Origin of the sequence: Streptomyces atroolivaceus (assembly GCF_000717025.1) — a bacterium.
GTDB classification, from domain to species: Bacteria; Actinomycetota; Actinomycetes; order Streptomycetales; family Streptomycetaceae; genus Streptomyces; species Streptomyces atroolivaceus.
In genome coordinates, this window is the sequence record NZ_JNXG01000021.1 from 165,688 (window position 1) to 187,466 (window position 21,779).

General features: G+C 72.0%; 20 protein-coding genes. 8 read left to right on the forward strand and 12 right to left on the reverse strand.

Translation table 11 applies throughout. The features are described 5' to 3' along the window. Positions 1 to 3 precede the first annotated feature (3 nt). The gene (locus tag OO67_RS32365) at positions 4 to 1,032 is read right to left on the reverse strand and encodes a LacI family DNA-binding transcriptional regulator (RefSeq protein WP_033305354.1); all 1,029 of its coding nucleotides are present in this window, start codon (positions 1,030 to 1,032) and stop codon (positions 4 to 6) included. A 182-nt stretch (positions 1,033 to 1,214) separates the two neighbouring features. Between OO67_RS32365 and OO67_RS32370 the strand changes: the two genes are divergently transcribed. Continuing rightward, entirely contained in the window at positions 1,215 to 2,186 is a 972-nt protein-coding gene (locus OO67_RS32370; RefSeq protein ID WP_033305355.1) for an ROK family protein, read from the forward strand. Positions 2,187 to 2,188: 2 nt separating this feature from the next. Here the strand turns inward: OO67_RS32370 and OO67_RS32375 are convergent, their stop codons facing one another. Then, complete coding sequence (locus OO67_RS32375) at positions 2,189 to 2,380, reverse strand: hypothetical protein (protein WP_033305356.1); 192 nt, start codon at positions 2,378 to 2,380, stop codon at positions 2,189 to 2,191. A gap of 194 nt (positions 2,381 to 2,574) precedes the next feature. Between OO67_RS32375 and OO67_RS32380 the strand changes: the two genes are divergently transcribed. Continuing rightward, entirely contained in the window at positions 2,575 to 3,618 is a 1,044-nt protein-coding gene (locus OO67_RS32380) for an NUDIX hydrolase (RefSeq protein ID WP_033305357.1), read from the forward strand. Positions 3,619 to 3,636: 18 nt separating this feature from the next. Here the strand turns inward: OO67_RS32380 and OO67_RS32385 are convergent, their stop codons facing one another. Together OO67_RS32385 and OO67_RS32390 are read right to left on the reverse strand one after the other, a co-directional pair. Beyond that, positions 3,637 to 4,317, reverse strand: coding sequence for an MBL fold metallo-hydrolase (locus OO67_RS32385; protein WP_033305358.1), 681 nt, complete (start codon positions 4,315 to 4,317; stop codon positions 3,637 to 3,639). Positions 4,318 to 4,809: 492 nt separating this feature from the next. Then, positions 4,810 to 6,174 carry a dipeptidase gene (locus OO67_RS32390; protein WP_033305359.1) on the reverse strand — a complete coding sequence of 455 codons (1,365 nt, stop codon included), beginning with the start codon at positions 6,172 to 6,174 and terminating at the stop codon, positions 4,810 to 4,812. Between the two features lie 194 nt (positions 6,175 to 6,368). Here OO67_RS32390 and OO67_RS32395 point away from each other — a divergent pair, with 194 nt between their 5' ends. After that, the gene (locus tag OO67_RS32395; RefSeq protein WP_033305360.1) at positions 6,369 to 7,634 is read left to right on the forward strand and encodes a geranylgeranyl reductase family protein; all 1,266 of its coding nucleotides are present in this window, start codon (positions 6,369 to 6,371) and stop codon (positions 7,632 to 7,634) included. On the opposite strand, the gene OO67_RS32400 is transcribed toward OO67_RS32395, so the two are convergent. Further along, positions 7,618 to 8,073, reverse strand: a complete 456-nt coding sequence (locus tag OO67_RS32400) for a nitroreductase/quinone reductase family protein (protein ID WP_033305361.1) — start codon at positions 8,071 to 8,073, stop codon at positions 7,618 to 7,620. The genes OO67_RS32395 and OO67_RS32400 overlap by 17 nt on opposite strands. A 126-nt stretch (positions 8,074 to 8,199) precedes the next feature. On the opposite strand from OO67_RS32400, the gene OO67_RS32405 reads away from it, so the two are divergent. After that, on the forward strand, positions 8,200 to 8,928 hold the full coding sequence (locus OO67_RS32405) for a TetR/AcrR family transcriptional regulator (RefSeq protein ID WP_033305362.1): 729 nt from the start codon (positions 8,200 to 8,202) through the stop codon (positions 8,926 to 8,928). 179 nt (positions 8,929 to 9,107) lie between these two features. Next, positions 9,108 to 9,509 carry a MarR family winged helix-turn-helix transcriptional regulator gene (locus OO67_RS32410; RefSeq protein ID WP_033305363.1) on the forward strand — a complete coding sequence of 134 codons (402 nt, stop codon included), beginning with the start codon at positions 9,108 to 9,110 and terminating at the stop codon, positions 9,507 to 9,509. 183 nt (positions 9,510 to 9,692) lie between these two features. Here OO67_RS32410 and OO67_RS32415 read toward each other — a convergent pair whose 3' ends face one another. Both OO67_RS32415 and OO67_RS32420 read right to left on the reverse strand, forming a co-directional pair. Next, positions 9,693 to 10,439, reverse strand: coding sequence for a maleylpyruvate isomerase family mycothiol-dependent enzyme (locus OO67_RS32415; RefSeq protein WP_033305364.1), 747 nt, complete (start codon positions 10,437 to 10,439; stop codon positions 9,693 to 9,695). Between the two features lie 23 nt (positions 10,440 to 10,462). After that, positions 10,463 to 10,831: an SCO4225 family membrane protein gene (locus OO67_RS32420; protein WP_033305365.1), complete on the reverse strand. Its 369-nt coding sequence runs from the start codon at positions 10,829 to 10,831 to the stop codon at positions 10,463 to 10,465. A 291-nt stretch (positions 10,832 to 11,122) separates the two neighbouring features. Here OO67_RS32420 and OO67_RS32425 point away from each other — a divergent pair, with 291 nt between their 5' ends. Continuing rightward, entirely contained in the window at positions 11,123 to 12,337 is a 1,215-nt protein-coding gene (locus tag OO67_RS32425; RefSeq protein ID WP_033305366.1) for an ROK family protein, read from the forward strand. Positions 12,338 to 12,719: 382 nt separating this feature from the next. Here OO67_RS32425 and OO67_RS32430 read toward each other — a convergent pair whose 3' ends face one another. Next, positions 12,720 to 13,244, reverse strand: a complete 525-nt coding sequence (locus OO67_RS32430) for an ATP-binding protein (RefSeq protein WP_208861113.1) — start codon at positions 13,242 to 13,244, stop codon at positions 12,720 to 12,722. A gap of 213 nt (positions 13,245 to 13,457) precedes the next feature. Then, positions 13,458 to 13,820 (reverse strand): hypothetical protein, encoded by a 363-nt coding sequence (locus OO67_RS32435; RefSeq protein ID WP_033305368.1) that lies wholly within the window; start codon positions 13,818 to 13,820, stop codon positions 13,458 to 13,460. A 236-nt stretch (positions 13,821 to 14,056) separates the two neighbouring features. Between OO67_RS32435 and cds1 the strand changes: the two genes are divergently transcribed. Next, positions 14,057 to 15,190 carry an L-cysteine desulfhydrase Cds1 gene (cds1, locus tag OO67_RS32440; protein ID WP_033305369.1) on the forward strand — a complete coding sequence of 378 codons (1,134 nt, stop codon included), beginning with the start codon at positions 14,057 to 14,059 and terminating at the stop codon, positions 15,188 to 15,190. A gap of 33 nt (positions 15,191 to 15,223) precedes the next feature. Here cds1 and OO67_RS32445 read toward each other — a convergent pair whose 3' ends face one another. Beyond that, a complete protein-coding gene (locus OO67_RS32445; protein WP_033305370.1) occupies positions 15,224 to 15,658 on the reverse strand; it encodes an SRPBCC family protein in 435 nt (144 codons plus the stop codon). A gap of 69 nt (positions 15,659 to 15,727) precedes the next feature. Further along, entirely contained in the window at positions 15,728 to 16,558 is an 831-nt protein-coding gene (locus OO67_RS32450; protein ID WP_033305371.1) for a DeoR/GlpR family DNA-binding transcription regulator, read from the reverse strand. A 349-nt stretch (positions 16,559 to 16,907) separates the two neighbouring features. Between OO67_RS32450 and OO67_RS32455 the strand changes: the two genes are divergently transcribed. Next, complete coding sequence (locus OO67_RS32455) at positions 16,908 to 19,220, forward strand: hypothetical protein (RefSeq protein WP_382057326.1); 2,313 nt, start codon at positions 16,908 to 16,910, stop codon at positions 19,218 to 19,220. Here the strand turns inward: OO67_RS32455 and OO67_RS32460 are convergent. Then, positions 19,190 to 21,619, reverse strand: a complete 2,430-nt coding sequence (locus tag OO67_RS32460; protein ID WP_033305373.1) for a right-handed parallel beta-helix repeat-containing protein — start codon at positions 21,617 to 21,619, stop codon at positions 19,190 to 19,192. The two genes, OO67_RS32455 and OO67_RS32460, sit on opposite strands and share 31 nt — an antisense overlap. Between the last annotated feature and the right edge of the window lie 160 nt (positions 21,620 to 21,779).

Below are 21,779 nucleotides of genomic sequence, written 5' to 3' on the forward strand. Positions count from 1 at the left end.
CGTTCACTCGGGCGGGAGCTCCCCCGAACCGCGGGGGATGAGCCGGGTCGGGAGCTCCACCCTGGCAGGGGCGTGTGCGGCGCCGTCCAGGCGGCGGAACAGGTGCTCCGCCGCGGTGCGGCCGACCGCTGCGGCGTCCTGCGAGATCACCGTGATGCCGAGCAGGTCGGCCAGCTCGATGTCGTCGAAGCCCACCAGGGCGATCCTGCGGTCGCATTCGGCGAGGACGCGGACGGCGGTGACCGTCACCCGGTTGTTGCCCGCGAAGAGTGCGGTCACCGCCTCGGGGCCGGTCAGCATGGCCTCGGCCGCGGCCCGGACCCGGGCCGGGTCCGTCGGGCCCAGGGACACCCAGGCGTCCTCGACCTCGATCCCGGCATCGGCCAGCGCCGCGTGATACCCGCGCAGTCGTTCCGTGGCGGTGTGGATCCGCGGCTGGTCGCCGATGAAGCCGATCCTGCGGTGGCCGTGCGCGACGAGGTGGGCGACGCCCGCGCGTGCTCCGCCGAAGCTGTCCGAAAGGACCATGTCCGCGTCGACCCGGCCCGCCGGGCGGTCGACGAACACGGTGGCGATGCCCGCCTTCATCTCGGGTTCCAGATAGCGGTGGTCGTCGCCGGCCGGGATCACGATGAGGCCGTCCACCCGGCGGGCGCAGAGAGCGAGGACGAGTTCCTGCTCGCGTTCCGGATCCTCGGCGCTCGAGCCGTTGATGAGCAGGGCGCCGTGAGCGCGGGCCACTTCCTCCACGGCACGGCTGAGCGGGCCGTAGAAAGGGTCGGCCAGGTCTTCCAGCACCAGGCCGATGGACGCGGTGCGGCCCTTGCGCAGGACTCGCGCGCTGTCGTTCCGGCGGAAGCCGAGCGCCTCGATCGCCTCCTGGACCCGCCGCTCGGTGTCGGGGGTGACCCCGGGCTCGCTGTTGACCACGCGTGAGACCGTCTTGAGCCCCACTCCGGCACGGGCTGCCACGTCCTTCATGGTCGGCCTGTTGCCGTAGCGGGACTCGGAATGGCGGGCGGTCTCGGCCACGGTGCGCTGTCCTGTCGTCGGGAACGGAAGATTCCGGCCTCCGGCGCTGGTGCCGGGGGAGGCCGGATGCTGTGGCGTCGAGCATAGGCCCTGGACAACGTTGTCAAGAGAATGGAGACTGGGTGGACCATCTGACGCAAGACGCAGGTCCTGCGCCTCACCCCCTCCGGAGAGTCCCACCGATGCATACCGACCTCGTCGCCGCGCTCGATATCGGCGGCACCAAGATCGCCGGGGCGCTGGTGGACGGCGGCGGATCACTCCTCGTACGGGCACAGCGTCCGACGCCCGCCCGCGAGGGAGCCGAGGCGGTGATGGGTGCGGTGAGCGATGTCCTGGCCCAGCTGACGGCCTCTCCGCTCTGGCACCGGGTCCGGGCGGTCGGCATCGGCAGCGCGGGACCCGTGGACGCCTCGGCCGGCACGGTCAGCCCGGTCAACGTCCCGGGCTGGCGCGGCTTCCCGCTGGTGGACCGGGTGACCGCGGCGACCGGCGGGCTGCCGGTCGTACTCGTCGGTGACGGGGTCGCCATGACGGCGGCCGAGCACTGGCTGGGCGCCGCCCGGGGATATGACAACGCGCTCTGCATGGTCGTCTCCACCGGCGTCGGCGGAGGCCTCGTACTCGGTGGGAAGCTGCACCCGGGCCCCTCGGGAAACGCCGGTCACATCGGTCACATCAGCGTCGACCTGGACGGCGACCTCTGCCCATGTGGCGCGCGCGGATGCGTGGAACGCCTCGCGAGCGGGCCGAACATCGCCCGGCGGGCCCTGGAGAACGGCTGGCGCCCCGGCCCGGACGGTGACGCGACCGCAGCCGCGGTGGCCGCCGCCGCGCTGGCCGGAGACCCGGTGGCCGCCGCCTCCTTCGAGCGGGCCGCCCAGGCGCTCGCCGCCGGGATCGCCGCCACCGCCACTCTGACCGACATCGACATAGCCGTCATCGGGGGAGGAGTGGCCGGCGCGGGTGAGGTGCTCTTCGCGCCCCTGCGCCGATCCCTGCGCGACTACGCCACGCTCTCCTTCGTCCAGGGCCTCACCGTGACCTCCGCGGTGATGGGTACCGACGCGGGCCTGGTCGGCGCGGCGGCCGCGGCATCGACGATCCGTCGCGGCGCCTCGAACGGCGTGCGGGCCGTAGCGACCACCCCCTAGGTTCACGGACCGGCGGACCGGCGGCCCCGGTCCGTCGGCTGGTGGGGCACCACCACGAGGAAGGCGTCCCGTTCCAGGTCCATCACGACCTCGGCGGCCACGCCCTCCCCGCGGCGGGCAGCCGCGAACTCCTCCGCGGGCCGACTGCCCCGAGGCCCTCCCGCGGGAAACTGCTCGAGTACCGTGCGGCGCATCGCGCCCCCCTCGTCGTTCCGGTGACTGCCCGCTCCAACGACGTCCGGCCGTCCTTCGTCACGCCGGTGCGACCGCTCGGAGTCGTGGGGCCGGGCCCCCGGCGGCCTCGCCGGCGCAACCGCGTCACCCCAGCGGGGTTTCCGGAGCGGGGTGTTGCGGGCAAGCCACAGGGGGCTACGGAAGAGGGGGACCCGTGATCGTCTGGATCAACGGTGCGTTCAGTGCGGGCAAAACCAGCGCCGCGTGCGAACTGATCGATCTGATCCCGAACAGCACCTTCTACGACCCGGAGCTGATCGGCGGGGGACTGCGACGGCTGCTGCCCCAGAAGAAGCTCGCCGAGGTGACCGACTTCCAGGACCTGCCGATATGGCGGCGCATGGTCGTCGATACCGCCGCGGCGCTCCTCGCCGAACTCTCCGGGACGCTGGTGGTTCCGATGACACTGCTGAGGCAGGACTACCGCGACGAGATCTTCGGAGGGCTCGCCTCCCGGCGCATACCGGTACGCCATGTACTGCTCTCACCTGAGGAAACGATCCTGCGCCAACGGATCGCCCAGCGTGAGGAGTTCGCGGACGACCCGGAGCACAGTGAGCGGATCCGGCAGTGGTCGTACGAGCACATCGAGCCCTACCGGGCGGCGCTCGGGTGGATCTCCGCGGACGCCCACACGATCGACACCAGCGCGCTCACCCCGTACGAGACGGCCGAGCGGATCGCCGAAGCACTGCGCACCGGTGCGGCCGCGGAGTGCGGGATCGTCCAGACCCCCGAGCCGCGTGCGGAGACGGTCGCGTCGGGGGTGCTGCTCTTCGACGAGCAGGACCGGGTGCTGCTCGTCGACCCCACCTACAAGCCCGGCTGGGAGTTCCCCGGCGGTGTGGTGGAGCCCGGGGAGGCCCCGGCACAGGCGGGGATACGGGAGGTCGCCGAGGAGCTGGGGCTCCGCCTGCACCGCGTGCCGGAGCTACTGGTGGTGGACTGGGAGGCGCCGAAGCCGCCCGCGTACGGGGGGCTGCGCTTCCTGTTCGACGGCGGCCGGCTGCGTGGCGAGGAGGCCGCACGGCTGCTGCTGCCCGGTTCGGAACTGCGCGGCTGGCGGTTCGTCACCGAGGAGGAGGCATCCGGCATGCTCCCGCCGACCCGCTTCGAGCGGCTCCGCTGGGCGCTGCGCGCCCGCGAGCGGTCCACCGTGCTGAATCTGGAGGCCGGGGTGCCGGTGGGCGGACCGTAGCCTCCTGGGGGCCACCGATCACCGGGCGGCGGCCCCCAGGACGGCCGCCGTGTCGACGGTGAGCGGATCACCGTGGCCGAAGCAGGCGACCCGAGGGCCGAGAGCGGCCAGCCGGCGGAAGGACTCCCGGGCCTGCGCGTGGTCGGTGTTGAACACTCCCAGCATCACCCTGCCCACCCCGGCCACGGCGTCGCCGGTGAACAGCACGTCCTGGCGGGGCAGATGGACGCCGATGGAGCCCGGGGTGTGCCCGGGGGAGTGCACCACCCGGGCGCCACCCCCGAACGGGAGCTCGTCGCCGTCCTCCAGCTCCCGGTCGACCCGGGTGGGCGGCGCCTCGGGGACCGTCAGCGCATGGGTGTAGAGGGGCCGCTCCCAGTCGTGAAGGACGGGATCGGGCACGGGTTCCTCACCCCGGACGGCCGGTGCGTCCAGCCGGTGCGCCAGGATCCGGGCGCCATGTCTGTCCGCGAGTTCCTGCGCGGCGCCGTAGTGGTCCCGGTGGCCGTGGGTGAGGACGATCCGCCGGATTCCGGCCGGGTCCAGACCGAGCCGGCGCACGCCTTCCTCGATGGCGGCCGCCGCGTGCGCGTCACCGGCGTCGATCAGGGTCAGTTCCGTGCCGTCGCGCCAGAGGTATGCCTGGCCGATGGGGAAGCGGAACATGTGCAGCTGCGGGAGTACCTCGACACAGTCCATACGGCGAACGTACGAATTCCGGGGCGTGGCCGCCGGGAGATCTGCTCCGGGCGACTTCGCTCAGCGCGTACTCCGCGGTCCGCGCGGGCCACACGGTCGCGAGAAGGGCGGTATGGGGCAGGCGGTCTCCGACAGGGGAAAAGCCGGTGTTCCAACCCGTGGCCCTGCTGGACGCGGTCACCTTCCTGCTCGCTGCCATGGCCTTCACCCTCATACGCGTGTCAGAGCCCGCGCCCCGCCCGGCTGAGACCCGGCGGTGGAGCGCCCAGGCCGCCGAGGGAATCCGGTTTCCGCGACATCACCCGGTTCTCCGACGCCTGGCGTGGGCCGGGGCTGCGACGATCGGCGATCGGCGCGTGAGGCAGGCGTGGAAGTCCCCCCAGAACTTGGACCACACGGCCGATGAACAGTCCTTCACCGCGTACGACGTGTCCGCCCTGTCGCCGGGTGACGGACACCGGCGACAGGGCGGACGTCCGGCCGTGCGGCCCCTCAGCCCTTCTTGGACTCCGCGTAGTTCCGAAGGAACAGCGCCTCGGCGACCGAGAGCCGCTCGAGCTCCTCGGGGGACACGCTCTCGTTGACCGCGTGGATCTGCGCCTCGGGCTCGCTCAGCCCGATGAGGAGGATCTCCGCCTGCGGGTACAGCGCGGCCAGGGTGTTGCAGAGCGGGATGGAGCCGCCCATGCCGGAGGCCTGCATCTCCTCACCCGGGTAGGCGAGCCGCATGGCCTCGGCCATCGACGTGTAGGCGGGACTGGTGATGTCGGCGCGGAACGGCTGCCCCTGCCCCACCTGTTCGACGGTCACCCGCGCGCCCCAGGGCGCGTGCGACTCGAGGTGGGCGGTCAGGAGCCTCGTCGCCTCGGCCGCGTCCTGACCCGGAGGTACCCGCAGACTGATCTGCGCCCGGGCGCTCGCCTGCAGCGACGGGGTGGCGCCGACGACCGGCGGGCAGTCGATGCCGATGACCGTGACCGCGGGCCGCGCCCAGATGCGGTCGGCGACCGTGCCCGTGCCGATGAGCCCCACACCGTCGAGGACCTTGGCGTCCTGGCGGAACTCGTCCTCCGGATACTGCAGTCCGTCCCACTCCGCGTCGCCCGTGAGCCCGTCGACCGTCGTCGTGCCGTCCTCGGCGCGGAGGGACGCCAGGAGCTGGATCATGGCCGCGAGGGCGTCCGGGGCGGCACCGCCGAACTGCCCCGAGTGCAGGTTCCCTTCGAGGGTGTCCAGCTGAACCCGCAACATGGTCATACCCCGCAGCGTGGCGGTGACGGTGGGCAGCCCGACGCGGAAGTTGCCGGTGTCACCGATGACGATCGTGTCGGCGGCCAGCAGCTCCGGGTGCGCCTCGGCGTACTGTTCGAGGCCGCCGGTCCCCTGCTCCTCCGAGCCCTCCGCGATCACCTTGACCGAGACCGGGACGCCGCCGTTCGCCTTCAGGGCGCGCAGCGCGAGCAGGTGCATGATGAATCCGCCCTTGCAGTCCGCGGCCCCGCGGCCGAACCAGCGGCCGTCGCGCTCCGTCAGCTCGAACGGCGGGGAGATCCAGGCGGCCTCGTCCAGTGGCGGCTGCACGTCGTAGTGCGCGTAGAGCAGCACTGTGGGGGCGCCGGCCGGGCCGGGCAGGTACCCGTACACCGACTGGGTCCCGTCGGGGGTGTCGAGCAGGGCGACGTCCTGGAAGTCCTCCGCGCGCAGCGCGTCGGCGACCCAGCCGGCCGCCGCCTCGCACTCGCTCCTGGGGAACTGCGCGGGGTCCGCCACCGACCGGAAGGCCACCAGCTCGGCGAGCTCCGCCTTCGCACGGGGCATCAGCGCGGCGACGGTCTCGGAAATCGGACGGGCGGTCATGGGCACGCTCCTCGTGGGTGCGACGTTAGGACTATGGCGCGGTTGTGACGCGGCCGGCGGCGACGCCGTGGATGCGGCGTTGCGTGTACGACGAATTCATGGCTGATCCTCCCACAGCGGAGTTCGGCCGCGGCGCGCCGTAGGATGCCGTGAGCAGTCGGGGCCACTGGTCGGATCGGGAGCAGAAGCACATCGTGAGCAGCGAGAACGCAGACGCCGGACGTGAGCCGGATGAGTCGTCGTCGGTACCGCAGGAGTCCTCGGTATGGGACGTCGTCGTGGTCGGCGCCGGGCCGGCCGGAGCTTCCGCGGCGTACGCGGCGGCCGTCGCAGGCCGTCGGGTGCTGTTGCTGGAGAAGGCGGACATCCCCCGCTACAAGACGTGCGGCGGCGGAATCATCGGGTTCTCGCGGGATTCCCTGCCTCCTGGCTTCGAACTGCCCCTGAAGGACCGGATCCATGCGGTCACCTTCTCGCTCAACGGGAGGCTGTCGCGCACCCGCAGGTCCAAGCGCATGCTCTTCGGGCTCATCAACCGTCCGGAGTTCGACGCCGGTCTGGTGGAGGAGGCGCAGAAGGCGGGTGCCGAGCTGCGCACGGGTGCGACGGTGACGCGGGTGGAGCAGCACGGCACCGCAGTGCCCGACCGGCGCACGGTGGCCGTGGTGCTGGCCGGCGGTGAGACGGTGCTCGCCCGGGCCGTCGTCGGCGCGGACGGCAGTGCCGGCCGTATAGGGGCTCATGTCGGCGTGAAGCTCGACCAGGTGGACCTCGGACTCGAGGCCGAGATCCCTGTCCCGGAGACGGTCGCCGAGGACTGGGCGGGCCGGGTGCTCATCGACTGGGGTCCGATGCCCGGGAGTTACGGCTGGGTGTTCCCGAAGGGCGACACCCTGACCGTGGGTGTGATCTCGGCGCGCGGGGACGGCGCGGGGACGAAGCGGTATCTGGAGGACTTCGTCGGCAGGCTGGGCCTTGCCGGGTTCGAGCCGACGATCTCCTCGGGCCATCTGACCCGGTGCCGCAGCGACGACTCGCCGCTCTCCCGCGGGCGGGTGGTGGTCTGCGGCGACGCGGCAGGGCTGCTGGAACCCTGGACCAGGGAGGGCATCTCCTTCGCCCTGCGGTCCGGGCGTCTCGCGGGTGAATGGGCGGTGCGGATCGCGGAGTCGCACGACGCGGTCGACGCACGGCGGCAGGCGCTCAACTACGCGTTCGCCATCAAGGCGGGGCTGGGCGTGGAGATGAGCGTAGGACGCCGCATGCTCAAGCTGTTCGAGCGGCGCCCCGGACTCCTGCACGCGGTCCTGACGGGCTTCCGGCCTGCGTGGAACGCGTTCGCGGGCATCACCCGGGGGACGACGTCGCTGGCCGAGCTGGTCCGCTCGCACCCGCTGGCGCAGCGGGCGCTGCACGTGATGGACCGCCAGGGGACGGACCGGGTCAGCTCACGACCGTGATCCGGAAGACCGGGTGGTCGGGGCAGGCGGCGAGGATCTCCGCGTCGGTCGACTTCGCGGTGACGCCCTGGAAGTACTGGTTGACCTCCCAGCCCCAGCGCTTCAGATAGGCGCGGACGATCCGTACCTTCTGCCCGTCGTCCGCGATCTCCACGGCGGTGAAGGCACGGACCTTCCGTCCCACCTTCAGCTCTCCGCCCCCGGCCACGCGCATGTTGCGCACCCACTGGGAGTGGCCGCGGGCGGACACCAGGTACTGGACGCCGTCATAGCGGTGGGGGTTCACGGGGATGCGCTGCATCCGGCCGCTCCTGCGGCCCCGCACCGACATCTCGGCGGAGCCGAGGAGGCTGACGCCGTGGCGTGCCAGCCAGCCGACGACGCTGTTCAGCTTCTGTGCGAAGGCGTCGGCCTGGAGGTAGTACGGCTGCTGCGACACGGTGACTCCCGCCGTTGTGAGAGCGGTGCTCTCGCTTGAGATCAGTGTGCATGAGTGCGGCGCTCAAAAGCAAGAGCGGTGATCTGGTTTGGGTTCGGTGCTCCGAACGCGTGGCACACTGATGTCATGAGCACCATTCGAGGAGCCAGAGAACGCGCGCGCATCGAAGTCACCGCGGCCATCAAGGACGAGGCCAGGAGACAACTCGCTGCCGAGGGCGCGGCGAAGCTCTCCCTGCGCGCCGTCGCCCGTGAACTCGGGATGGTGTCCTCCGCGCTCTACCGCTACTTCCCCAGCCGCGACGACCTGCTCACCGCACTCATCGTCGACGCCTACGACGCGATCGGCGAAGCGGCGGAAGCGGCCCACGCGAAGGCCGCCGGGCAAGCGGCTGTTCATCCAGCCCGATGGATGGCGGTCGCCTGCGACGTACGGGACTGGGCTCTCGCCCACCCCCATGAGTACGCGCTGATCTACGGCTCGCCCGTCCCCGGCTACACCGCCCCGCAGGCAACGGTCGGTCCGGCCTCCCGCGTGGGCCAGGTCTTCATCGGTCTCGTGCGCGACGCCCACGTCGCCGAGGGACTCGCCGTTCCCTCGCTGGCCGCCGAGCTTCGTCCCGAGGCCACGCGTATGACAGCCGATCTGGCCGCCGATCTCCCACCCGCTGTCGTGGTGTCCCTGGTATCCGCGTGGGCGCAGCTCTTCGGGCTGATCTCCTTCGAGCTCTTCGGCCAGTTCAACCGGGTCGTCGAGGCACGCGAACAGCTCTTCCGGCAGGCCGTGCACGAGCTCGGACGCTCGGTCGGACTGCTGGACGGCCGGTCCGCGGGAGCCGCCGGTACGCGGATCTGACGCGGAGCCGAGGAGGCGCGGCCGGCCGGCGGGCGGTGCCAGGAGTCGGGGCTCGTGCGCCCCGGCCGGCTGGGTTGAACGGGCGGCGGACGCCCTTCATCGGCCGTGCGGGGAGCGCGCCGGAGTCGTGCATTTATTGCGCGCGCACAGGTGCGCCGGCCCTCTGTTAGCGTGCGGTCATGGCAGCGAAGAAGTCCGAGCAGGCGCTGGTCGGCGAGTGGCGCGAGATGCTCGCGTTGCACGCCAGGACTCTGGGCGAGCTCGATCGCGCTCTGGGCGGTCACGGTCTGGGGGCCAGCGACTTCGAGGTCCTGGACGTCCTCGCGGACGCTGCGGCCGAGGGTGGCGCCGCCTGTCTTCGCGTTCAGGAGATCGCTTCCCGGGTCCATCTCAGCCAGAGCGCGCTGTCGAGGCTCGTGGCGCGGCTGGAGAGGGACGGGCTCGTGCGCCGCGCGATGTGCAGTGAGGACCGCCGCGGGGTACGAGTCGAGCTGACGGATGCCGGCCGGGTCCGCCACACGGAGGCCAGGCCGGCGCAGCGGGCGGTGCTTTCCCGGATGCTGAACCGGACCGGGGCCTGAACCGAGCCGGGGCACGGAGCGGCGGAAGCCTGGACCAAGCCGAAGCACGGAGCGGTGGGGGCCTGGACCAAGCCGGTCCCGGACCGGTCCAGGGCGCAGAGGCGGCAAGGGCCTGAACGGCTGCGGGGCCTGACCCGCCTGAGCCCTTACGGCCGCGCGCCGCTCTCCGCTCTCCGCTCATGCTCAGACGACAGCGGAGTTCTCGGCCCACAGTTCGGCGACCTCGCGGTCTCCCGACAGCTCCACGGACGAGAGCGGCAGACGATTCCACAGCACCAGGAAGAGCTCCTCGGCCGTGCCGCTCAGCGTGCAGTCGGCGGGCGTGTCCAGGGCGTCGCCCCCGCGGATCGTGAGCGGCGCGTCGCCCGACAGCCGTACGGTCCACATCGCGTCCGTGTCCGACGCCCGCACCCGGAGTACGCGCGGGGCGACCGTGCGTACCCGGCTCTTGGCGCGGGCGTGGAACCCGGCCAGCAGTTCGTCGATGCCGTCCGCCGCGTGCGCCGCCGCCACGGGCGTCAGCGGGCCGCCCCGCGCCGACTCGGCGTCGACCCGGTGAACCCTGGTCTCGTGCGTCTGCCGGCGAGCCCAGAAGTCGAGCGAGGACGGCGAAGGGAAGAAGGTCCAGCACTCCAGGTCGGCGGGCGCGGCCCGCAGTGAGTCGACCAGCAGGCGGTGGCCCTCGCTGAAGCGGTCGAACAGCGCCTCACCGTCCAGGTCGGGCTCCTCGCACGCCGGGTGGCGCGTCCCGTGGCCCTCGACGACGATTGCGGTCGCCCAGCGGTGCACCATCCCGGTGTGCCTGAGAAGATCGCGGATCCGCCACCCCGGGCAGGTCGGGACGGGGGCCTCCGGCCCCGCCTCGCGGGCGGCGGAGACGAGTGCGCGGCCTTCAGCAACGAGGGCTGTCAGGTGTTCCGTCATCTGCACGTGACGAGTGTGCCAGAGCCGCGTCAGGCGCCCTGGGGATGCGCCGAGCGGCCCCGGCGGGGGCCGCGGACCAGCCGGGAGAACCAGCCGAGCGCGCAGGCCTGTACGAGCACCGAAACGACCAGGGAGAGATAGACGAACCAGGCGGGTCCTCCGGTGTCCGCCCCGGTCATCGCGCCGCCGAGGAGGAAGAGGAACACGGTCGGCGCGGCGAGGAAGAACAGCCATACGCCGGCGAACGAGGCATCGTCGTGGGACACGAACAGTGTGTCCACAGCGACGAACACCGCGGCCGCCAGGACGAGGCCGAGGTAGATCCGCGAAGCCGTGTTGCCGAAGGTCAGTCGAATGAGCGTGCGCAACTGCGGGTTGTTCGTCACCTGGTGGCTCATGTCCGCTCCCCGTGGATGGTTGATGCTTCCATCGTGCGGCGGAGGAGTAGCCAGCGCCTGAGTACGACTACTCAATCGCTCGGGTGTTCGTCGCGTCGCGCACTGTCCGGCCCGGTGCCGTCACGCCTAGGCGGCGAGCAGGGTCACCGTGGTGAGGGTCACGGTTTGTTCACTCATGGCACAAAGTGCAGGACAGGGGGTGCCGAGGAAGACCGCAAGGCCGCTGCCCGGTGAACGCTGCGGGACGCGGGAGCGTCGGCAACGGCCCCGGATCATGGGAGACTCGCCCCCATGAACGGCAAGTCGACCACCACGCGGACGAAGCTGGAGAGAGGCCGCAGCGCGCTCGGGCCCGCCCTGGAACTCGTGCACACAGGACGCGCTCCCACCCGCGCCGTGCTGACCTCCGAACTCGGTGTCACGCGGGCCACCGCGGGTGCGGTTGCCGCGGAGCTCGAGGCGCTCGGGCTCATCAAGGTCGACTCGAGCCCCGGCTCCGCCGCCGGTTCGCAGGGCCGCCCCTCGCACCGGCTGTCCGTCCGCGACAGCGGTCCCGTCGTCCTCGCCGCCCAGGTGCACGCCGACGGGTTCCGTGCCGCGCTCGTGGGGCTCGGGGGCAGGATCGTGGCCACCGTGCCGGGCTGCGTCGCCGTGATGGCCGATCCCGCGCAGGTCCTCGGCGAGGTCGTGGAGGCCGGAGCCCAACTCCTGCGTGAGAGCGGGCTGCGCTGCGTCGGTGCGGGGCTCGCGGTGCCCTCCGCGGTGGCCGAACCCGAGGGAACGGCGCTCAACCCGCTGCACATCGCCTGGCCGGCCGGAGCGCCGGTCCGGGACATCTTCTCCGCCTGCGTACGCGCCGCAGGCATCAACGGCCCCGCGTTCACCGGCAACGACGTCAACCTCACCGCGCTCGCCGAGCACCGGCACGGCGCCGGGCGCGGTGCCCAGCACCTGCTCTGCGTCGCCACCGGCCACCGGGGAGTGGGCGGTGCCCTCGTCCTGGACGGCCGCCTGCACAGCGGGAGTTCGGGGCTGGCCCTGGAGGTGGGGCACCTCACCGTGAACGCCGAAGGCCGCCCCTGCCACTGCGGCGGCCGGGGCTGCCTCGACGTCGAGACGGACCCCCTCGCCTTCCTCACCGCGGCCCGCCGGGAGCCCGGCCCCGAGGAGTCGCTGCTCAAGCAGTCCGGCGACCTGCTGCGCGCGGAGTACGGCGACCCCGCTGTGCGGGCCGCCGCGGAGGAGCTGATCGACCGGCTCGGCCTCGGCCTCGCCGGGCTGGTCAACATCCTCAACCCGGACCGGATCATCCTGGGCGGGCTGCACCGCGACCTCCTGGAAGCAGACCCCGAACGGCTGAGGGCCGTGGTCGCCGACCGCAGCCTGTGGGGCCGCAGCGGCAGCGTGCCGATCCTGGCCTGCACCCTGGATCACAACAGCCTGGTCGGCGCGGCCGAACTGGCCTGGCAGCCCGTACTCGACGACCCGCTGGCCGCGCTGGCCTGACGACCATGCGAAGAGTGCGGGCGTCGGGCGGTCGGAACCGGCTCGCTCAACAGCCGGCGGGTCGGGCAGGGGCCGTCCACGGCGTGGTCCGCCTGCGAAGGGCCGTCGAACACCGGGGACGCGCCCACCCCGGCTGCGCGGCCACGGCGGGGAACGGGTACACCCGGCTCGAGGATCACCGCCGCGGCCTTCCGGCCCCGGCGTGACCGGCCCGGCCTCGGCCACCCGTCAGCCGCGAGCCCTACGGCCGCTACGACAAGGACGGCCCCTCATGACCGTGACAGGCGGCTGAGGCGCGGAGGCGAGACGGACGGAGCGCGTCGACCGCTGGGGGCCGACGCGCTCCTGGCCGCGCGGTGTGGGGCGCGCGGCCTCGGCCCGGTCAGCCGACGACGGCCGACCGGCCCCGTGCACCTGCGGCTGTCGGCTCCACGAGTCCCGCGATGTCCGAGGGAAAGGGGCCGTCGGTCGTCGACCCGTACACCGGGAGCGGGGGCAGGACGGTGGTGAAGGACGGTGCGGGCAGGGTGAACCAGATGACCTTTCCCGCGCCATCGCTCGGTCGTACACCCCAGCTCTCGCTGACCGCGGCGATCATCGCCAGTCCGCGCCCGGAGGTGGCGGACGAATCGGCGTCGCAGATGGTCGGCAGCCGGGGGTCGTGGTCGTGGACGGACACCGTCAGCCGGTCGAGCAGCAGCTCGATCTCGACGGTGCATGATTTGTCCGGCTGTGCGTGCCGGTGGACATTGGTCAGCAGTTCGGTGACACCGAGCGCTGCATGGTCGATCAGAGGATCGAGATGCCAGTAGCGCAGTTGCGCCGAAATGATTCTGCGGACCTGACCGATCCGCGACGGCAGGGCTTGGAGCTCCACCGCGCAGTGCCTGCTTGGCTCGCTGATCACGGCTGCGACTCCCCGAAATAGGTCCGGAAGAAGACGAAGGAACGGATCCAGCAGATGGCTGGCTGCTGTTTCTGGTCATGCGTGGTCCGCCCTGCGTGGCTCCCGGCGAGTCGGCTTCCGCTGTCACCGCCGGTGCACCATCAGTGACGTGTGACCAGCGTGACTCAGGGGTTTGGGCTCCGCAACTCGCGGTGTCCGTACCGGACCGTAGCGTCAGGTCCGCCGTCCCGCGGCGCCCCGCAGCGCCTCCAGGAATCTGCGGACCGGCGCCGCTCCTCCCGGTCTGCGGTTGCGCTGGCCCATGGTCAGCCGGTACCGCACCCCGTTGATACGGGTGACTGCCGAGTCCGAGGCCAGGAACCACGGCTTCCCGGCGCTCACCGTCGTCACCGGGGCGCTGGCGATCTCCCGTCCGTTGCTCGTCAGCAGCGCGATCCGGCCATCCTTGACGATCACTTGGCCGGCCCTCGTCAGCGACCGCGCCCATCGTTGGATCCTCACGTCGCTCGCACGGAACTCCACGACGCCGAACTCCGGCGCACCGAAATCCGCAGCGCTGAACTCTGTCTCGGCCATGGCGACTTCGCCCCCCTTGTACCGGCTTCTGCAAGTCTGCCCGCGGACAGGGCCCGTGCACCAGGCCTCTTCACCATCGATTGCCCGCCGGGACCGGATCCGGGGTCTCTCCGGAGCGCGAGCGCCCGGGACGACCGGGCCAAGGGAGGCCTATGGGCCGTCAAAGTGAACGTTTGTGCAGGTGGGGGGAATATCGTGGGTCCAGGCCGTACCGCCGTCACCCGAAGGAGACCGTGATGGACACCAGCGAGCACACACCTGGCGGTGGCGTGATGGAGACCGTGGACGTCGACCGGAGCGATCCGGACTACCGGGCCTGGCTCAAGGAAGCGGTGCGCAAGGTCCAGGCCGACGCCAACCGGTCGGCGGACACGCATCTCCTGCGCTTTCCACTGCCGGAGCACTGGAACATCGATCTCTACCTCAAGGACGAGTCGACGCACCCGACGGGAAGCCTCAAGCACCGGCTCGCCCGCTCACTCTTCCTCTACGGGCTGTGCAACGGCTGGATCCGCCGGGGGAAACCGGTCATCGAGGCCTCCAGTGGTTCGACGGCCGTCTCGGAGGCGTACTTCGCGAAGCTGATCGGCGTGCCGTTCATCGCGGTGATGCCCCGGACCACCAGCCCCGAGAAGTGCCGTCTGATCGAATTCCACGGCGGCCAGTGCCACTTCGTCGACGACTCCCGCCGTCTGTACGAGGAGTCGGCCGCCCTCGCGGCCGAGACCGGCGGCCACTACATGGACCAGTTCACCTACGCCGAGCGTGCCACCGACTGGCGGGGGAACAACAACATCGCCGAGTCCATCTACCAGCAGCTCAGGCTGGAGCGGTACCCCGAGCCCGCCTGGATCGTCGCCACCGCCGGCACCGGCGGCACCTCCGCGACCATCGGGCGCTACGTCCGCTACATGCAGCACGACACACGGATCTGCGTGCCCGACCCCGAGAACTCGTGCTTCTTCGACGGATGGACCCGGCACGATCAGCTGGCGACCAGCGACTGCGGCTCACGCATCGAAGGCATCGGCAGACCCCGGATGGAGCCGAGCTTCGTGCCCGGCGCCGTCGACAGGATGATGAAGGTTCCCGACGCGGCCAGCGTCGCGGCGGTCCGGGTGCTGGCGCGCGCCATCGGCCGCAAGGCGGGCGGCTCGACCGGCACCGGGCTGTGGAGCGCCTTCAAACTCGTGGCCGAGATGGTGGAGAGAGGGAGTACCGGAAGCATCGTCACGCTGTTCTGCGACCCGGGCGACCGCTATCTCGACAAGTACTACTCGGACGACTGGCTGAGCGAGCAGGGACTGGACATCCGGCCGTACACGGAGACGATCGACCACTTCCTGGCCACCGGCACCTGGCCCGCCTGAGCCGGGCGGGAGGCACAGTCCTCCACGCGGGTTTCAGTCCTCCAGCAGAACTCCGAGCTCGCGGGCGAAGACCCGCCGGCCGACGGTCGCCAGCACTGGATCGAGCCAGCGTGGCAGCAGCCTCACGCGCAGCTCCTCCACCCAGATCACATGCGAGCCCGAGCCGGTCGGACAGACGTCGATCGACGCGCGGCCGCGCACGACGGAACCTCGCTTCTCCAGCCGGCACACCCCTGCCCGGCCGGAAGCGGGCGGGGTCCACCGCACCACTTCCATCGGATCGTCGAATCCCAGCGGTCCCACTCCGGTACGGGCCACGAAGACCGTCCCGGCCCGGGTGGGCTCGCCCGTCGGGACGGTGACCGAGGTCAGGGGCACGGTCCCGCCGTGCCGCTCCCAGTCGGTCACCCGTCGCCAGGCCTCGGAGGCGGGGAGGGAAGTGAAGCGCTCGATACGGAATACGGCCACAGCCCGATACTAGGACGTCCGTCGCCCGCGAGCAGCGGAGCGGAAGGCGCGGGCGGCCCCCGGCGGCGCCTACTCGTCCGGCTGTCCGCCCGCCACCACCAGGCCGGGCAGGTGTTCCTCGATCTCCTGCCTTGCGGTGTCCGGCAGGCCCGCGTCCGTGACGAAGGCGTCCACCTCGTCGAGCGCCGCGAACGAACTCAGCCCCACCGTGCCCCACTTGGTGTGGTCCGCGACCACGACGACGCGCCTGGCCGCTCGGACGAAGCGGCGGTTCGTCTCGGCCTCCGCGAGGTTCGGCGTGGAAAGACCGGCCTCGACCGAGATGCCGTGCACGCCGAGAAAGAGGACGTCGAAGTGGAGTGAGCCGATCGCGCGGTCCGCGACCGGCCCGACGAGCGAGTCCGAAGGAGTGCGGACCCCGCCGGTCAGGACCACCGTGGCCGCTCCGGCCCGTGCCCCGCCCGCCGCCGTCGGACGCTGCGCGCCGTGGAACACATCGGCGACCCGCACCGAATTCGTCACCACGGTCAGCCCCGGCACGTCCAGGAGATGCCGGGCCAGTGCGAACGTCGTCGTACCGCCGGAGAGCGCGATCGCGCTGCCGGGCACCGCCATCGTGGCCGCCGCGCGCGCGATGGCCTCCTTGGCACTGAGCTCGAGCGTCGACTTGGCCTCGAAACCGGGCTCGTGCGTGCTCGCCTCGACGACGGGGACGGCTCCGCCGTGCACCTTCTCGATGACGCCCTGGCGTGCCAGTGCGTCCAGGTCCCGCCGGACGGTCATGTCGGAGACGCTCAGCTTGCGGGTCAGCTCGTTGACCCGGACCCCGCCGCGCTTGCGCACATCGTCGAGAATGAGCGCACGCCGCTGCTCCGCGAGCAGGTTCTGATTCTCGCTCAACGCCGGGACCCGGTCCTTCCCTCTGGCCGCACCGTCCGGCAGCGGTCCTGCGGACGCCCTCATCCTCCCACGCACTTCCGGGGGCGGTCCCACTGGGGAGATTCGGTGAGAGCGGGTGCGGTGAGCACCTTCCGTCCGCGATGGTGGTGACTGCGCATCAGTTCAGGCCCCGACCCGCGCATCGGTTCAGGCCCCAGCCCCCAGCCGCCCCTCCCGCCGGCCCCGAGCCGACGGTCCAGAGAGCGAGTCACCGACCTTGCCCACTGACCCCCAGGCCGAGGTCCCGCAGACCAGCGGCGCCGCACTGGAACTGCTCGTCCACGGCGTCGGCGGAACCACCCCGCAGGAGATGCTCGGGGACCCGCGTACGACCAGGATCACCGGTGACGCCACGGCCGCCGTCCACCGCCGCACCGAGGACGTCGGCGCCGAACAGCATCCCGAGCGCCACCGGGAGGGCCCGGTCGCCGAGGCCTACTGCTGGTCCAACCTCACCTCGGGCAACGGCTCCCGGGCCCTGTGGCTGCTGCTGCTCCCCTTCATGGTGGTCAACCTCGCCCACTGGATGCGGCCCACCGCGCGGGGGCGCACCCGGGCGGTCCGGCTCTACGGACTGCTGGTGCGGCTCGTCGCCCTCAGCCTCACGGTGCTCCTCACCGCTGCGGCCTGCGAGGTCGCCCTCGACCTGGTGGCCTGGCAGTGCGCGGGGACACCCGAGTGCTCGGCGCAGCGCTCCTGGCTCGGCTTCCTGTCATCCCGGCAGGGCGGGTGGTTCGCCCAGCCCGGGCGCCGCCTCGCGGTCGCCGCGCTCGTGCCGGCCGCGCTGGTGGGACTGCTCTGGTACCTGTCCCACCGGACCTGGAGCGCCTACGAGTCACAGCGCCCCCTGAGCTGGGACGAACCGGACAGTGCGGAAACGGACGTGGACAGTGACGTGGTGGCACAGCCCGGCGCCTCCCTGATCCGTCCGGCCCTCGGCAGGCCCGGCTTCTGGTACGGACGCAGACTGGTGGCCCGGTTGCGCGCGGCACACACCGCGGCCGGTTTCCTGACGGTCGCGGCCGCGGTCGGTGTCACGGCGGCCCGGCACGACCGCGCCGCCGACAGCCCCGTACCCACGGTGATCGGTGTCCTGTTCGAGACGGCGCTCGTCCTGTGCGGACTCGTCGTCGTCGCGGTGGTCTGCCGACGGGGGCGCAGCGAGCGACGTCTCGACAACCGGCTCGACCGGGCGGTCACCACTTGTCTCCCCGGCACCGCTCTCACCCTGCTGCTCTGCGCAGTCGTCTACGCCGGCTGGTCGCGTCCCGGATGGGTGTCCGCGGGCGCCCTCCCCGGAGAGTCGGCCTTCCGCGCCCTCGCCGTCGGCCAGGCTCTGCTCGTCGTCGTACTCGCCGCGGTGGCGCTGAGCCTGTACCGGAGCGCCCCCGAGCCGCGCACGACCCTTCACGGCCTCGGCGGCCCGGCCGTGGCCATGCTCGCGTGCGCGCTCGGTGGAGTGATGACCGGTGGGGTCGCCCAGCGCGTGGCCGACTGGCTGGACGGCCCCGGAACTCCTGGCATGGGCGCGGGCGCCGACATAGAAGGCCCGCCCGCGCTCCTCAGCTGGCAGGCCTCCGTCATCCCGGTCCTGCTGCTCCTCCTGCTCCCGCCCGTCATCTGGCTGGCGGCCCGCACCGTCCGCCGCGCCCGCCGGATGGGACCGGGGATAGAGGCGGAGTACGAGGAGGAGCACCCCGAGCCCGGACGCACCCGGCGGATCGCACGCACGCGGGCCACCGCCGCGCTCACCGACTCGGCCCCCGGGATCCTCGGGCTGCTCTCCGCCGCCACCCTGCTGCTCGGCGCCGGAGCGGTGGCCGGCTCCTGGCTCACCGGCGAGGTTCCCGGCCTGGCGATGGACGGCACGGCCCCGTTCGTCGAGTCGGTCGCCGAGACGGCTCAGTCGACGGGCTCCTGGCTGACCGGTTTCGGCGTCATACTCTTCGTCACCTGGGGCCGTCGCGCCTACCGCGACGTCTCCGCGCGGCGGACCATCGGCATCCTCTGGGACGTGGGTACGTTCTGGCCGCGTGCCGCCCACCCCTTCGCGCCGCCCTGCTACGCCGAGCGAGCCGTCCCGGACCTCTCCTCCCGCATGTGCGCATGGACGGGGCGGACCCGCGGCAGGCTCGTCATCTCCGGCCACTCCCAGGGCAGCGTGCTCGCCGCGGCAGCGGTGTGGCAGCTCCCCGACCCGGTCCGCCACCGGGTCGCGCTGCTCACGTACGGTTCTCCGATCGAGCGGCTGTACGGGCGCTGGTTCCCTGCCTACTTCGGCCGGGTCCCCCTCGAAGGGCTCCAGCGGTCGGTGGACTGCTGGCGCAACCTCTGGCGTGCGACCGATCCCATCGGCGGCCCGGTCCGGATCGACGAGGGGCAGGGCCACGAGGTGGACCGCGGCCCCCTGAAGGATCCGCTGGTCTACGGCCGCACCGTCGAATACCCCCTGCCGGAACCGATTCTCGGGCATTCGGACTACCAGGCCGACCCGGTCTTCGCCGTCGAGCGTGCCGCGCTCCTCGAACGGCTCGGGCCCGTCGTACCCCGACAGGTGGGCGCGGGCGCGGAGGACCCGGGCGGTGCCGCCGCTCAGGGCAGCTCCGGAAGGTCCTCCGGGTAGAGCATGGTCAGGTCGTCCGTGCTCGGCTCGGCGAGCTGGGCCACCCGCCCCGCATGCCGCTCCACCATCGACTCGAAGGTCTGCCGGGCCGTGCGGCCGTTGCCGAAGGCGGGGCCCTTGGGGAGCGCCGTGAAGTACTTGAGCAGCGCTTCCCCCGTCCCCTCCGCCAGGCTGTACTCGTGCTCGTCCGTCTGCTGCCCCACGATCCGCAGCAGCTCCTCGGGCTCGTAGTCGCTGAAGGTGATGGTCCGCGAGAAACGGGACGCCACCCCGGGGTTGACCGTGAGGAAGCGCTCCATCTCGTGCGTGTACCCGGCCACGATCACCACCACGGCGTCGCGGTGGTCCTCCATCAGCTTCACCAGCGTGTCGATGGCCTCGCGGCCGAAGTCGCGGCCGGAGTCCTCGGGCGACAGGGCGTACGCCTCGTCGACGAACAGGACCCCTCCGCGTGCCCGGTCGAACGCCTCCTGCGTGCGGATGGCGGTGGACCCGATGTGCTCGCCGACCAGATCGACGCGGGACACCTCCACGAGATGACCGTGCTCCAGGACACCGAGCGAGGCCAGGATCTCGCCGTACAGCCGGGCCACCGTCGTCTTGCCCGTGCCGGGGGAGCCGGTGAAGACCAGGTGCCGGCGGACCGACGCGGCCTTCAGGCCTGCCAGCCTCCGGCGGCGGCCGACCTCGATCATGTCGGTCAGCGCCCGCACCTCGCGTTTGACGCTGTCCAGGCCCACCAGCGCGTCGAGTTCGCCCAGCACGGCGCCCGAATCGCGCACCGGCTCAGCCGGAGCCGGAGCGGGGGCGGGCTCCGCGGTTCGCTGCCCGGGCATCGCACCGAGCAGCCCTGGCGTGGTCTGCGTCGCCGTCAGGACCGTGGGGGCCGGGGGAGTGGCACCGCGCAGGCCGCTCTCGTCGCTCGTGCAGTCCTGGGCGATCGGGCCGCCCGCGTGCCCGTCGCCGCCGGAGCCGTCGGCGAATTCGTAGCCGCCACGCGCGCACCGCTCGGTCCGGCACCGGGTCAGGGTGGAACGGCAGCCGTCCATCACATGGAAGCCGTAACCCTCGCTGCCCGTGACCCGGCAGCTGTCGAAGGTACCGCGGCCCTCGGCGGAGACGTAGAAACCGGCCTCCGCGGGCGAGGTGACCGTGCACCTCTCGATGGTCGGATCGGCGCCCTTGGTCACGATGACCCCGGTCTGCGCCGCGTCGATGGTGCAGTTGTTCAGGGTGCCGCCACTTCCGTGGTCACGGAACCACGCTCCGGTGGACGCCTCGCGGATCCGGCAGTCGTCGAGCTGGGCGGTGGCCCCGTCGCTCACCGAGACGGCCGTGTTGCGGATCTGGGACAGGTCGCTGTCCACGACATCCGCGCGCGAGCCCCGGTCGAGGACGAAAAGGGCGTCGGGCACGTCGTGGACGCGGCACGAGTCCAGTATCACCGTCGCCCCGTCACTCACCCAGACCGCCGGGTAGTCGCCCGTACTGTCGTGGATCTCGCACTGGTTGGCGTCGACGCGGGTGCCCGGATCCCAGACCGAGAGGCCGTTGCGGCCGAACCGGCGGACGGTGGAACGGGTCAGGGTGAGTACCGAACGGGAGCGCAGGTCGACCGCGTTCTCCGGGATGTCGTGGATGTCGCAGTCGGCCAGGGTGAGGACGGCGTCGGTGTCCAGCGTGACTCCGTCGGCTGACGTGCGGTGCACGGTGCAGTCCGTGAGGTGCGCGCTGCCGCGCGAGGTGACCTGTACCCCGCTGCCCTTGATCTCGTACACCTCGCAGCCCACCGCCTCCAGGCCGCTGCCCTCCCCGGTCACGCTCAGCCCCGCGCCCGACGAGTGGTGCACGCGGCAGCGCTCGAGCCGGGGGTGCGCGCCGTCGCGCACCGCGACACCGGACTGCCCGGCCGAGAGGATCTCGCACTCCTCGAACACGCCGCCGGCGCCGTCGAGTACGGCGATGCCCACGCCGGCCGGGTTGTCGACCGTGCAGCGGCGCACGGTGGGCCTGGCGGCGCCCCGCACCTCGATACCTGCGGCAGACCTGGTCACGATGCGCAGGTCCGACAGCTCGGGAGCGCCCTCCTCGACGAGCAGCGCGGGGGCGGCGGAGTCCTGGCCCTCCACATGGAGGTCCTGGAGGACGGCGGAGGCACGGACGGTCAGGGGGACGCCGTCGGCCGGCGCGATCCGTACGGAGCCGGCGGATCCCTCGGGGCCGCGCAGTGTCACGGCGCGGTGGACGACGAGATTCTCCCGGTAGGTGCCGGGGGCGATGGTGAGAACGTCACCGTCCGCTGCGGCCTCCAGGGCGGCGGTGAGGGAAGCGTATTCGCCCGTACGGCGCCGCCATCGCGATGTGCCGGTGTGCGTCACCTGGACCGTGCCCTGTGCCATGGTGCTGCTGTGCCCCCACCTCGTGCCGTGTGCGCTGCCTCGTGCCCGTCCGCGGTGCGGCCGGTTCGCCGGCAGCCCTACGGCCCGCCTGCCGAGGAGTCGGGCGGGCCGGTCCACCGTAGCGCGCGCGACGGGCACGAGTTGACGGGCCGGTCGCCCG

What these genes read in the sequence shown, in the direction of transcription:
- OO67_RS32370 (WP_033305355.1), top strand. Translation starts at nt 1,215, where the DNA reads ATGCATACCGACCTCGTCGCCGCGCTCGATATCGGCGGCACCAAGATC.
- OO67_RS32375 (WP_033305356.1), bottom strand. Translation starts at nt 2,380, where the DNA reads ATGCGCCGCACGGTACTCGAGCAGTTTCCCGCGGGAGGGCCTCGGGGC.
- OO67_RS32385 (WP_033305358.1), bottom strand. Translation starts at nt 4,317, where the DNA reads ATGGACTGTGTCGAGGTACTCCCGCAGCTGCACATGTTCCGCTTCCCC.
- OO67_RS32390 (WP_033305359.1), bottom strand. Translation starts at nt 6,174, where the DNA reads ATGACCGCCCGTCCGATTTCCGAGACCGTCGCCGCGCTGATGCCCCGT.
- OO67_RS32405 (WP_033305362.1), top strand. Translation starts at nt 8,200, where the DNA reads ATGAGCACCATTCGAGGAGCCAGAGAACGCGCGCGCATCGAAGTCACC.
- OO67_RS32410 (WP_033305363.1), top strand. Translation starts at nt 9,108, where the DNA reads ATGGCAGCGAAGAAGTCCGAGCAGGCGCTGGTCGGCGAGTGGCGCGAG.
- OO67_RS32420 (WP_033305365.1), bottom strand. Translation starts at nt 10,831, where the DNA reads ATGAGCCACCAGGTGACGAACAACCCGCAGTTGCGCACGCTCATTCGA.
- OO67_RS32425 (WP_033305366.1), top strand. Translation starts at nt 11,123, where the DNA reads ATGAACGGCAAGTCGACCACCACGCGGACGAAGCTGGAGAGAGGCCGC.
- OO67_RS32435 (WP_033305368.1), bottom strand. Translation starts at nt 13,820, where the DNA reads ATGGCCGAGACAGAGTTCAGCGCTGCGGATTTCGGTGCGCCGGAGTTC.
- cds1 (WP_033305369.1), top strand. Translation starts at nt 14,057, where the DNA reads ATGGACACCAGCGAGCACACACCTGGCGGTGGCGTGATGGAGACCGTG.
- OO67_RS32455 (WP_382057326.1), top strand. Translation starts at nt 16,908, where the DNA reads ATGCTCGGGGACCCGCGTACGACCAGGATCACCGGTGACGCCACGGCC.
- OO67_RS32460 (WP_033305373.1), bottom strand. Translation starts at nt 21,619, where the DNA reads ATGGCACAGGGCACGGTCCAGGTGACGCACACCGGCACATCGCGATGG.